At 62.7% G+C, this 11,939-nt stretch carries 11 protein-coding genes and 3 pseudogenes; 5 read left to right on the top strand and 9 right to left on the bottom strand.

The features are described 5' to 3' along the window. Window positions 1–40: 40 nt before the first annotated feature. From LGH82_RS20570 to istB, 3 genes and pseudogenes are all read left to right on the top strand, one after another. On the top strand, window positions 41–466 hold the full coding sequence (locus LGH82_RS20570) for an OsmC family protein (protein ID WP_227344486.1): 426 nt from the start codon (window positions 41–43) through the stop codon (window positions 464–466). Between the two features lie 535 nt (window positions 467–1,001). Next, window positions 1,002–2,476 (top strand): annotated as a pseudogene (istA, locus tag LGH82_RS20560) (IS21 family transposase). Beyond that, complete coding sequence (gene istB / locus LGH82_RS20555; RefSeq protein WP_227344001.1) at window positions 2,473–3,366, top strand: IS21-like element helper ATPase IstB; 894 nt, start codon at window positions 2,473–2,475, stop codon at window positions 3,364–3,366. Before istA ends, istB begins: the two are co-directional and overlap by 4 nt. Here the strand turns inward: istB and LGH82_RS20550 are convergent. After that, window positions 3,266–4,257 (bottom strand): annotated as a pseudogene (locus LGH82_RS20550) (IS630 family transposase). The gene istB and the pseudogene LGH82_RS20550 sit on opposite strands and share 101 nt — an antisense overlap. A 139-nt stretch (window positions 4,258–4,396) precedes the next feature. On the opposite strand from LGH82_RS20550, the gene LGH82_RS20545 reads away from it, so the two are divergent. Further along, on the top strand, window positions 4,397–4,549 hold the full coding sequence (locus tag LGH82_RS20545; RefSeq protein ID WP_227344485.1) for a hypothetical protein: 153 nt from the start codon (window positions 4,397–4,399) through the stop codon (window positions 4,547–4,549). 35 nt (window positions 4,550–4,584) lie between these two features. Here LGH82_RS20545 and LGH82_RS20540 read toward each other — a convergent pair. From LGH82_RS20540 to LGH82_RS20510, 7 genes and pseudogenes are all read right to left on the bottom strand, one after another. Beyond that, window positions 4,585–5,209 (bottom strand): annotated as a pseudogene (locus LGH82_RS20540) (YceH family protein). A 292-nt stretch (window positions 5,210–5,501) separates the two neighbouring features. After that, window positions 5,502–6,281: a succinate dehydrogenase iron-sulfur subunit gene (locus LGH82_RS20535; protein ID WP_097575611.1), complete on the bottom strand. Its 780-nt coding sequence runs from the start codon at window positions 6,279–6,281 to the stop codon at window positions 5,502–5,504. After that, window positions 6,281–6,718, bottom strand: coding sequence for a DUF3052 domain-containing protein (locus tag LGH82_RS20530; RefSeq protein WP_227349644.1), 438 nt, complete (start codon window positions 6,716–6,718; stop codon window positions 6,281–6,283). The genes LGH82_RS20535 and LGH82_RS20530 overlap by 1 nt, the downstream gene beginning before the upstream one ends. A 2-nt stretch (window positions 6,719–6,720) precedes the next feature. After that, a complete protein-coding gene (gene sdhA / locus LGH82_RS20525) occupies window positions 6,721–8,550 on the bottom strand; it encodes a succinate dehydrogenase flavoprotein subunit (protein ID WP_227344483.1) in 1,830 nt (609 codons plus the stop codon). 4 nt (window positions 8,551–8,554) lie between these two features. After that, window positions 8,555–8,950 carry a succinate dehydrogenase, hydrophobic membrane anchor protein gene (gene sdhD, locus LGH82_RS20520; RefSeq protein WP_227344482.1) on the bottom strand — a complete coding sequence of 132 codons (396 nt, stop codon included), beginning with the start codon at window positions 8,948–8,950 and terminating at the stop codon, window positions 8,555–8,557. Between the two features lie 2 nt (window positions 8,951–8,952). Continuing rightward, window positions 8,953–9,372 (bottom strand): succinate dehydrogenase, cytochrome b556 subunit, encoded by a 420-nt coding sequence (gene sdhC, locus LGH82_RS20515; RefSeq protein WP_227344481.1) that lies wholly within the window; start codon window positions 9,370–9,372, stop codon window positions 8,953–8,955. Window positions 9,373–9,684: 312 nt separating this feature from the next. Further along, the gene (locus LGH82_RS20510; RefSeq protein WP_227344480.1) at window positions 9,685–10,071 is read right to left on the bottom strand and encodes a hypothetical protein; all 387 of its coding nucleotides are present in this window, start codon (window positions 10,069–10,071) and stop codon (window positions 9,685–9,687) included. A gap of 303 nt (window positions 10,072–10,374) precedes the next feature. On the opposite strand from LGH82_RS20510, the gene LGH82_RS20505 reads away from it, so the two are divergent. Then, the gene (locus LGH82_RS20505; RefSeq protein ID WP_227344479.1) at window positions 10,375–10,737 is read left to right on the top strand and encodes a hypothetical protein; all 363 of its coding nucleotides are present in this window, start codon (window positions 10,375–10,377) and stop codon (window positions 10,735–10,737) included. A 2-nt stretch (window positions 10,738–10,739) separates the two neighbouring features. Here LGH82_RS20505 and LGH82_RS20500 read toward each other — a convergent pair whose 3' ends face one another. Beyond that, a complete protein-coding gene (locus LGH82_RS20500; protein ID WP_227344478.1) occupies window positions 10,740–11,939 on the bottom strand; it encodes a GGDEF domain-containing protein in 1,200 nt (399 codons plus the stop codon).

The following is an 11,939-nucleotide window of genomic DNA, read 5'->3' as shown; positions in this document are numbered from 1 at the left end:
CGAGCAACGGGCTCACTCACGACAACCAAGGAGGAATTTCATGGATCGCACCGCAAACGCCGTCTGGAAGGGTAATCTGACAGAGGGGAAAGGCACGCTCGATACCCAGAGCGGAGCGCTCAAGGCCGCGCCTTACTCGTTCAAGATGCGTTTCGAGGATGAAAGCGGCAAGTCCGGCACCAATCCGGAAGAGCTGATCGCCGCGGCGCATGCCGGCTGCTACGCCATGCAGCTTTCGCATTTCCTCGCCGAGAACGGCACGCCGGCGGCTGAGCTCAACGCCAAGGCGGTGGTCACGCTGGTTCCCGGCACCGGCATTACGGGCAGCGCCCTGACGCTGACCGGCAAGGTGCCGGGCATCGATGCGGCAAAGTTCAAGGAACTGGCTGAAAAGGCCAAGGCGGAATGCCCGGTCTCCAAGGCGCTCGGCGCCATCAAGGTTTCGCTCGACGCCAAACTCGTCTGACAAGCCGTTCAACGACAGCAGACGCCGGTCTTCGGGCCGGCGTTTTTGTGGCACACCCCTCCCGGGTCGTCGCTGTCGATCGGCGACGCCGCGAGTTCGCCGGGCGTCTGAAACGTCGATACAGGGCCGCCTCAGCCGCTTTTAGGGCCGCCTTGTCCAAGCCTCCCCTCTTTCGCGGACCTAGAGCAGAATCTGATCATTCCGGCTCATATCCTGTTGCGGCGAAGTAGTTGGCGCACTCGGTTGGTGTGAAGCAAGGCAGTGCGGCGCTGATGGTATCCCACAATTCCGCGACGGTTCGTGCGGCGGCTGCGCGGCGACAAACAAGGTGAGACTCAGCGTCAATCAGGATGAGACTCGGCGGCGGGGGTGTGACGAAGGGAGGGCGTAGCCCGACCGGAGTTACACCCCCGCCGCCGCGCAATTTTTCAGCGTCTTATGATCGCGGTCGGCCCGGTAGCTTGGTGGTTTTCTGGAATGGAGAACCATCTTTGTGCCGGGTCGCCATGTAACCGATCATCAGACGAGGCTTTTTATGAAGTACCGACAAAACAATTCTATCGAGGTCGCCGCCGCCAAGGCGTCGATCAGCAGGGCGACGGCCTATCGCATCAAGACGGACGCGCACCTGCCATCGCAAAAGCAAAAGGCTCGTGGCCGGCGGAGGCCTGACCCTCTCGAGCATATCTTCGATGCCGAGGTCGTTCCCCTTTTGAAGGCGGCGCCAGGCATCCGTGTTGTCGCCATCTATGAGGAGATGCTGCGGCGGCACCCGGAACTGAGCGCGGGCATTCGCCGAACGCTGGAGCGGCGCATCCGGTCATGGCGTGCCATCCACGGCGAAGAGCAGGAGGTTATCTTCCGCCAGCTTCACGAACCCGGCCGACTCGGGCTATCGGATTTTACCGACATGGGCAGCCTTGACGTGTCGATCGCCGGCCAGTCTCTTGATCATCTACTCTACCACTTCCGGCTCGCCTGGTCCGGCTTTGAACACACCCATGTCATTCTCGGCGGCGAGAGCTTCGTGGCCCTGGCCGAAGGACTGCAGAACGCGCTGTGGTCGCTTGGGGGAGCGCCGCTCTATCATCGCAGCGACAGCCTGTCGGCGGCTTTCCGCAACCTCAGCGCCGATGCGAAGGAGGATCTCACGCATCGCTACGAAGAGCTTTGCGCGCACTACCGCGCATGACGCCGACCCGCAACAACAAGGGCATCGCGCACGAGAACGGTTCGATCGAAAGCAGCCATGGCCATCTCAAGGATGCCATCCGTGACGCCCTTCTGATGCGCGGCAGCAGAAATTTCGACGATCTCGGCGCGTATCGAGCCTTCATCGACGAGATCGTCAGCCGGCACAACGCCAATCATGGCAAGCGCATCGATGCCGAACGCCCTCAACTGCAGGAACTTCCAGACCAGCGGACCAGCGACTTCGAGGAGGTGGTCGTCACCGTGTCGCGGACCGGCGGCTTCACCTTGCGCAAGGTCTTCTACACCGTTCCCTCCCGCCTGATCGGACATCGGCTTCGCATCCGCCTGTTCGATGATCGCCTCGAGGTCTTTATGGGAGGAACAAAGCTGATGACGCTGCCCAGGGGCCGAGGCCATGCCGACGGGAGGCACGATCAGGTCGTCAACTATCGGCACGTCATCCATTCCCTGCGCAAAAAGCCGATGGCGCTTCTTAATCTCGTCTATCGTGACAAGCTCTTCCCGCGGCAGGAATACCGCAGGGCCTTCGACGAGCTCATTGAGCGGCTGCCGGACAGGCAGGCGTGCAAGATCATGGTCGATCTGCTGGCGCTGGCCCACGATCGAGGCTGCGAGCGTGAGCTTGCCGAGCAACTCACCGAGACCCTCGACGCCGGCGACCTGCCCGATATTGCCGTCTTGCGAACCCTCCTCGGCCCGGACCCCGCACGGCTGCCGACCGTCTTGGTGCAACTCGCTTCCCTTAACGGCTATGAAGCCCTGATCGGGGCAACCCATGTGGGAGACGTCGCATGAGCAACGCCCACACCATCGACGAAGCCCGCCTCGGCATCATGCTCAACGAACTCCGGCTACCGACGATCAAGACGCTCTGGGCGCAATTTGCCGAGCAGGCCGATAGAGAGGGGTGGCCCGCCGCCCGGTTCCTCTCGGCCATCGCCGAGCATGAGCTGGCCGAACGGGCACATCGCAGGATCGAACGGCATCTGGCCGAAGCGCATCTGCCGCCCGGAAAGACGCTCGACAGCTTCGCCTTCGACGCCGTACCCATGGTCTCCAAGGCCCAGGTCATGGCCATGACCGCCGGTGACAGCTGGCTCGCCAAGGGCGCCAATATCCTGTTGTTCGGCCCACCCGGTGGCGGAAAGTCGCATCTTGCGGCAGCGATCGGACTCGCCCTCATTGAGAACGGCTGGCGCGTGCAGTTCGCCCGAACCACCGATCTCGTGCAGAAGCTCCAGATCGCGCGGCGAGAGCTGCAGCTCGAAGCCGCCATCGCCAAGCTCGACAAGTTCGATCTGCTCATCCTCGACGATCTGGCCTACGTCACCAAGGACCAGGCCGAAACGAGCGTGCTCTTCGAACTCATCTGCGCAAGATATGAGCGGCGTTCCATCATGATCACCGCCAATCAGCCCTTCGGAGAATGGAACAGAATCTTTCCGGACCCCGCCATGACCCTCGCCGCAGTGGACCGACTTGTTCACCACGCAACGATCTTCGAGATGAACGTCGAAAGCTACCGGCGCAGATCCGCCATGGAAGCCAAACGCCAGCGCGGCAGGCCAGCCTCTTACGCGACAATCAAGAACAAACACGAACTTGTCGCGGAGCGGCAATCAGAAATAGATGAAGGCCTTGCCAGCGACAATCAGCATGATAATTTGCACGTGACCGCGACCTGAGAATCTCATCCAGATCGCCGCTCACGTCTCATCCAGATCGTCGCGCTATAGGCGGCTTTGCGTAGAATCGATTTCAGCTTGGAAAAGGCGTTCTCGATCGGGTTGAAGTCGGGGGAATAGGGCGGGAGGAACATCATCCTTGCGCCGGTTGCTTCGATCGCCACACGGGCGGCTGCGCTTTTGTGCGCCGGCAGGTTGTCGAGGATCACGACATCGTCGGGCCGCAGCGTCGGCACGAGAACCTGCTCGACATAGGCGACAAACCATTCGCCAGTCATCGGGCCGTCCAGGACCATTGGCGCGGTCATGCCAGTGAGGCGCAGGGCGCCGGTGAACGTCGTCGTCTTCCAATGGCCATGCGGGATTGGCGATCGGCACCGCATCCCGCGCTTCGTGCGCCCCCGCAGTCGAGCCATCTTTGTCGAGGCTCCGGTCTCGTCGATGAAGACCAGATGCTCGGGATCAAGATCGGGCTGGGCGTCGAACCAGGCGTTTCGTCGCGCCGCCACGTCTGGCCGCTCCTGCTCGCTGGCGTGCGCCGTTTTTTTTGAAGGTCATGGAGTGACGATCGAGAAACCGCCAGATCGTGCTCGTCGCAAACGACGCGCCATGCTCCTGTCGCAGCAACTCGGCGAGTTCGACCAGCGTGATGTCCACCCGCCTCTCGATCGCCGCCAGGATGATGTCGCGATACGCTTCAACGCGGTGGGACCGCCTGTCGCCGCCCTGCGGCTTTGCGCAGGTGGCTCCGGTCTCGCGCCATTCCCGGACCCAACGCACCGAGCTTGCCGCCGCCACGCCAAATCGCGCCGCTGCCGCCCGTCGCGACAGGCCGCCATCAACCGCTGCGACCACCCGAGCCCGCAAATCTTCCGATAAGGATTTCGCCATGCCATGCCGGCCTCCGAATCCAGCAGATATGCTGAATCAGATTTCCAATCCCAACGAAACCCCTATCGATTCTATCCGCTCGGATTTTGCTCTAGTTTGCGGCGCGCTTCCAAAGCGGGAGCGATACCGAGGGGGTCCGATGTTTCACCTGCAACTGTTCAAGACGCTGTCGGCGCTTGCCTCGGCGGGCTTCAATCCGCGCGTCTATCTTCTGTCGATCGCGTTGGGCAAGACAGCGACGGACCATCGCGACCTGAAGAAGCCCCCGCGCGCCGGCCAGCATCAACCCTGAGAGGCACCATCGGACCTGACTTCCTCCCCCGGGGTTCAGTTTCCGGCCAGCGTCTCAATTCGCGCGCGCAGCGTCGCAACCTCTTCCTCAAGAGCCACGGGCTTCGAGATCCGAAGCGGTCGTAGGCGAATACACAGGAGCCGTAGCCACCGGTATCTGCGGCGGCCCGCTCAGGAGATGGACATAGCGTTCCTCGCGCTGGCCAGGTGCTCGCTCGAGCAGTTGGACCAGCGGCGGTCTGCGGCTGGTCAACAGGTCGAGTTCGGTACGCACGCCATCGATGGAGGAAAACCGCGCCATCCGCTCAGACCGCGCCAGCAATTCATAAGCTGTCTGCGGGCCACGCAACAACAGCAGCCCAACCAGCGCGATCTGCGGCGAGGTCATCGAGAAGCGCTGCGCGACGGTATGCTCATAGCGCTCGACGCGCGATCCAAAAACCTGCCTGACAAGGCCCTTCTGCTGGAGCTGGCTGAATGCTCGTCCAACTTCGGGAAGCTCCAGCGCCATCACAGGCTCGCGCGCCGTCTTCTGGTTGGCGGCGGCATGCGCGGAATTGAGCGTCAGCGGATAGATGTCCGGCGTCAGCTCCTTCTTCTCGATCAGGCAGCCGAGCACACGGGCTTCTATGGCGGAGAGAAGAGGAAGGTCGTCACTCATGGGATTACAATCCTTTCTAAGGCTGGCGGGACAGCGCTCCCCTCTGTCCTGCCGGACATCTCCCCACAAGGGGGAGACCAGCAACTTCGCCGACAGCGCATCATCCTTCAACCTTGGAGATTGGCGAAAGCCGCGATGACAGCCAAGCTCCCACCCGTGGGGTCGAGGAATGGTCCGCGCGGCGGACGGAAAGCCAATTGCTTGGCTTTTCGAACGACGAACGTCCGGCAGGACAGAGAGGGGCGCGAAGGATTGCTACGTCCGAGGTTGCAGCAAGCGTATCCGCTTCGATCTACACCCTTCTCTCCACCATCATCTTCTTGATCTCGGCGATCGCCTTGGCCGGGTTGAGCCCCTTGGGGCAGGTCTGCGCGCAGTTCATGATGGTATGGCAGCGATAGAGGCGGAACGGGTCCTCGAGATTGTCGAGCCGCTCGCCCTTGGCCTCGTCGCGGCTATCGATCAGCCAGCGATAGGCCTGCAGCAGTGTCGCCGGGCCGAGATAGCGGTCGCCGTTCCACCAGTAGCTCGGGCACGAGGTCGAGCAGCAGGCGCACAGGATGCATTCGTAGAGCCCGTCGAGCTTCTCGCGATCCTCATGGCTCTGCAGCCATTCCTTGGCCGGCTGCGGCGACACGGTCTTCAGCCATGGCTCGATCGAGGCGTGCTGGGCATAGAAATTGGTGAGATCGGGTACCAGGTCCTTGACCACCTGCATGTGCGGCAGCGGATAGACTTTTACGGCGCCGGAAATGTCGTCGCAGCCCTTGGTGCAGGCCAGCGTGTTGGAGCCGTCGATGTTCATGGCGCAGGAGCCGCAAATGCCTTCGCGGCAGGAGCGGCGCAGGGTCAGCGTCGGGTCGATCTTGTTCTTGATCCACAGCAGCGCGTCGAGCACCATCGGCCCGCAATCGTCCATGTCGACGAAATAGGTATCGATGCGCGGGTTCTCGTCGTCATCCGGCGACCAGCGGTAGATGCGGTATTCGCGCAGGTTGGTGGCACCCTCCGGCTTCGGCCAGGTCTTGCCCTGCTTGATCTGCGAATTCTTGGGAAGTGTCAGTTCGACCATTACCTGCGGTCCTTTCGGATGACGAGCTTCAGCCCGGACCAGATCTCATTCACGGCGGCGACCTTCACATCGACAAGGTCGAGCTTCAGTGCCTCGGCACGAACGACGCCTTCGGTGACGTCGGTGGGCACCTTCGATGCCTTTTTCGGCCAGGATACCCAGACCATACCGTCGCGCTTGATCGCCGCCTCGATGCCGGCGAGACGATCCTCGATCTCGGCACGCCGGCGGGTGAAGGCGTGCACAGCGTCGTATTTCAGGGCAACTCCCGAAATCCCCGACCAATCGGTCAGCCGGTCGACCTCAGCGAAGTCCACAGCATCAGCCAGTTCGTCGAGTTCCGCCGGCAGCGCGATGAACGCGGCGACCATTCCGTCCTTCAGGCCGAGCTTGGCCGGAAGGGGCGTGCCGGAATATCCCGAGGCCGCCGGCGCCATCATCAGTACACCCGTGCCTTCGGCGCGATCTTGGCCAGGCTGATGCCGCCGTCCTTTTCCGCCAGCAGCGGTTCGGTATGCACCGGCCGATAGGAAAGCGTGACCTTGCCGCTCTCGCTGAGTTTGGCCAGCGTGTGCTTGCGCCAGTTGGTGTCATCGCGGGCCGAGAAATCTTCCCGCGCGTGCGCGCCACGGCTCTCCTTGCGGGCTTCGGCGCTGTAGACCGTGGTGATGGCGTTGGCCATCAGGTTTTCCAGCTCCAGAGTCTCGACGAGGTCGGAGTTCCAGATCATCGAGCGGTCGAACACTTTGATGTCCTTGAGCTCGGTCCAGATTTCCGAAATGCGCTTGCAGCCGTTCTCCAGCGATTCCTGGGTGCGGAACACCGCCGCGTCGTCCTGCATCGCCTTCTGCATCTTCTCGCGCAGCACCGCCGTCGGCGTCGAGCCATTGGCGTGGCGCAGCCCGTCGAAGCGGTCCATGATCTTTTCGACCGAGGCTTCGTTGGGCGAGGGTATCGCCGACTTGCGGTCGATCACCTGGCCGGCGCGGATTGCAGCCGCGCGGCCGAACACCACCAGATCGATCAGCGAGTTCGAGCCCAGCCGGTTGGCGCCGTGGACAGAGGCGCAGCCGGCCTCGCCGACCGCCATCAGACCGGGCGACACCTTGTCCGGGCTCCTGGATGTCGGGTTGAGCACCTCGCCCCAGTAATTGGTCGGCACGCCGCCCATATTGTAGTGCACCGTCGGCAGCACCGGGATCGGCTCCTTGGTCAGGTCGACGCCGGCAAAGATCTTCGCTGATTCCGAAATGCCCGGCAGCCGCTCATGCAGGACGGCCGGATCGAGATGGTCGAGGTGCAGGAAGATGTGGTCCTTCTTCTTGCCGACGCCGCGGCCCTCGCGGATTTCCAGCGTCATGCAGCGCGACACGACATCGCGTGAAGCAAGGTCCTTGGCCGATGGCGCGTAGCGCTCCATGAAGCGCTCGCCCTCGGAATTGACGAGATAGCCGCCCTCGCCGCGCGCGCCTTCGGTGATCAGGCAGCCGGCGCCATAGATGCCGGTCGGGTGGAACTGCACGAACTCCATGTCCTGCAGCGGAAAGCCGGCGCGCGACGCCATGCCGCCACCGTCGCCGGTGCAGGTATGCGCCGACGTCGCCGAGAAATAGGCGCGGCCGTAGCCGCCGGTCGCCAGCACGACCATCTTGGCCGAGAAGCGGTGGATGGTGCCGTCGTCGAGGTTCCAGGCAACGACGCCGGTGCAGGTGCCGTCCGGCTCCATGATCAGGTCGAGCGCGAAATACTCGATGAAGAACTGCGCATTGTTCTTCAGCGACTGGCCGTAGAGCGTGTGCAGGATGGCATGGCCGGTGCGGTCGGCGGCAGCACAAGTGCGCTGCACGGGCGGACCGTCGCCATAGTTCATCATGTGGCCGCCGAACGGCCGCTGGTAGATCTTGCCCTCTTCCGTGCGCGAGAACGGCACGCCGTAGTGCTCGAGCTCGTAGACGGCGGCCGGCGCTTCGCGCACCAGATATTCCATGGCGTCGACATCACCCAGCCAGTCCGACCCCTTGACGGTGTCGTACATGTGCCACTGCCAGGAATCGGGGCCCATGTTGGACAGCGAGGCGGCTATGCCGCCCTGCGCCGCCACCGTGTGCGAGCGCGTCGGAAACACCTTGCTGATGCAGGCGGTGCGCAACCCCTGTTCGGCCATGCCGAGCGTGGCGCGCAGGCCAGCACCCCCGGCGCCGACGACCACCACGTCGAATTTGTGATCGACATAGGTATAGGCCGAAGCCTTGTTCGCGTCCTTGGCCAAAATGTCAGCCTCCGAATGCCAGTTTGAGCAGGGCGAAGATCGAGGCGACGCCGACCGCTATGGTAAAGAATGTGTTGAGTGCGATCAGCGCCAGCTTCATGCCCTCGCCATGGATGTAATCCTCGATGATCACCTGCATGCCGAGCCGCATATGGGTGAGGCCGGAGACAACAACCAGTATGATGATCAGCGCGACGAAGGGATTGGCGAGCGCCGCCCGCACATGTTCGTAGCCGGCGCCGTTCAGCGCGACCAGGAAGCCGACGAAGAACAGCATCAGCGGAATGTTGGCGATCGCGGTGAGGCGTTGGCGCCAGAAATGCTGCGTGCCTTCGCGGGCGGAGCCGAGACCGCGGACCTTGCCCAGCGGCGTGCGCATGTCGGTGTTCTTGCCGCTCATGATCAGACTCCCCGCGCCATGTAGCCGGCAATCCAGATCAGCAGCGTCAGCAGGATCGAGCCGGCGAGCGTTGCCCAGGCGATCCTGGAGGCCGTGTGCTTTTCGAGACCGGCGCCGGTGTCCCAGATCAGGTGGCGGACGCCACCTAGCATGTGCTGCATCAGCGCCCATGTGTAGCCGAACAGCACCAGCTGTCCCAGCCAGGAACCGAACGCCCAGTTAACAAGATCGAAGGTCGATCTGGAACCCGCCGCCGCGATCAGCCATATGGCGACCAGCAGCGTTCCGAAATAAAGCGCGCCGCCCGTGATGCGATGGATGATCGACATCGTCATGGTGATCGGCGGCCGGTACACGGTCAGATGCGGCGAAAGCGGCCGTTCACGTCTTGCAAATTCGCGGGTGGCTGGTGATTTGCTCATGGCTCCCCCAGTTCGGCGTCTCCTGCCTCAGGTGGAAATGCGGCATGACCGCTTCCGGACGCGACTTCGGACAGCCGGTTTCTAATGCTCTTTTTGCACCGCGTCAAAGCCGGAAAACCGTTTCGAAAACGTAATTTAGTCTGAATAAACGGCTGATTTCGCTTCAATCGATTAGGCTGGCGGCCAGAGCTGGCTCGATATCGCTGCAGTGCGGTATATTCGCATGGTCCAACGGCTGGCGCGATGTATTGAGATAAAGGTCAGGCCGCGCCGTTTGCAGGCCGGCATCACTTGAATCTCAAACCATGCCGATCAGCGGGTGCAGGTCAGCGGCGTCTTGCCGCCCTTCATCACCAGCGCCTCGCGGCCGTCGATCACGATCGCGTCATGGGCCTGGCCATAGCGGCTGCTCTGATTGGCCGGCGACGCCGGCAGGTCCTCGCTGGCGCCATTGGGCTCCACGACATGCACCGACGTGCCGAGGTTCTCGATGGTCATCATGCCGCCATCCGCGCATCTGTAGCTCGCGGTGCGCGGCTGTGGCGCGGACACGTCGGTGGTGGTGGCGGTCGGAGCAAGCGAGACCGCCTGGGTGACCTTGTTGCCCGCCTTTGGTGCATTGGTCTCCGGCACGCGGGCCGCGGCAATCAACGCCGGCAACAGCACGAGCGTCACCCGAAATGACCGGCGTAACGCCATATGCTGTCCTCCCCACGCATCAGACTAGCCGCGATGCTTGCTCAAGATCAAGGTTCCCCGGCACCGCTTCGCGACCGAATACGATGCCCGGCGCGATGGTGCGGGCAAGCATGGCCGAATGATGGCCAGCGGCGTTCCCGGCCGGCGAAAATTAACCATGTTCGAAAGGACATGGCGCGGAAAACGCGCACCCCCTTAACAAAGGTTAATAAAAGGTTAATTTCTGATTCGAACTCGTTTCAGATCGTGATCCGGCGAAACCGCTTTTCCGCGATCGAGGTCAACAGGAAGTTGGAGGACGCAATGCGTTCGAAATCGACCAGCCAGCGCCTTTGCGCGCTCATCATGTCAGCCATGGCCGTTGGCTTCGCGGCGCCCGCCATCGCAGGCACAAACACCCGGGACCACGTGTACGCCGATTCCTTTGGCAATCTCGTCATCGAAAGTGCCGCTGGCTACAAGCGCATCCTCGTTGGCGAAGGCAAGCTCGCCAAGGAACTTTCGGCCTACACCAGCGCCGGCCAGCCCAAGGTGCTCTACCAGAACGAATCGGGCGACCCCATCAGCGGCAACGACTGCTACCGGCCACCGGCTTTCGTGAAAGGCCGCAGTTACATGTACGGCCTGTCGGATGGCGAGATGCCAGACCTCACGCCCTGCCGCTGAGACTATCCGGCGTTTGCCGCCATCGCCGATCGTCCACCTGCCGGGCCGGATGAAATCCGCACGCAGTCGCGCCCGCCATTCTTAGCCTGGTAGAGGGCCTCGTCGGCACGCCGCATCAGATCGGCGAACCCCTCGCCCACATGAAGTTCAGCAACGCCGAAGCTTGCCGTGCAGCGATGTTCCGATGGAAGTCCATCAACGGGCAGCGCGCCGAAAGCGCTCCGCGTGCCTTCGGCGAAGAGCCGGGCGGCGGCCATGTTTGTTCCCGGCAGGATGATGGCGAATTCCTCGCCGCCGATCCGACCGGCAACGTGATGGTCGGCGGCAGCATCGCGCAGGAAACCCGCGAAAGCCTCGATGACCCGGTCGCCCGAGGCATGACCGAAACTGTCATTGATGCTCTTGAAATGGTCGAGGTCAGCGATCACCAGGGCGACCGGAATGCCCTGGCGCGCGGCGCCGCACAGCGCCAGCTCCGCATGGCGCTCGAAGCCGCCACGGTTGAGCAGCCGCGAGAGCGTGTCCGTCTCCGACTTCGACATCACCTCGGCCAGCAGGTCGCGAACCAGGATGACAAGAATCAGCAGGGCGATCGCCAGGCCGAACATGGTGCCGAGCGACTGCGATACCAGCGCATAGCTGCTCTGCAGATAGACCTGCGGATTGGCGCCCCAGCCGCCCAGCGCATGCGCGATGAACGGCTTGCTCAGGAACTGCAGGGCGCTGGCCGCCAGAACGGCCATTAATATATGGTCGAGGCGGTCGCGTCTTTGCCTGGATGACCAGACGATGCCAAGGCCGACAAACTGCATGACGGCGTAGGGGAACTGGTACGCCATCATGCGGATGAATGACTGGCGCGGCAGATCCTGCACGAAATACACCGCGACAGTCGCCGCAAACAGGAAGAGGAGCATCTGCGGCCAAGGCGGCGAAACGCCGTATTTATGGGCGAGCCCGCCATTGAAGGCGATGGTGGCGCCGAGGAAGGCGGCAAAAGCGGCAACCACCACCGGCCGCGCATTGTCGAAGGACGGAATGCTGAATTCGATGGCGAAATAGGCCATGCCAAGCACATAGCCGAACGCCAGCCAGCGCGCCGAGACACGGCCCACGTCATGGACGGCGATCGTCATGAAGGCCGCGGCCAGCAGGCCGGCGACGACCAGGTTGATCGCAAGGATATAATCTGCACTGCCCAT

It is taken from the genome of Mesorhizobium sp. PAMC28654, assembly GCF_020616515.1.
Classification (GTDB): Bacteria; Pseudomonadota; Alphaproteobacteria; order Rhizobiales; family Rhizobiaceae; genus Mesorhizobium.
The sequence above is the reverse complement of the archived record's forward strand: the minus strand, read 5'-3'. Positions and strand labels throughout refer to the sequence as shown.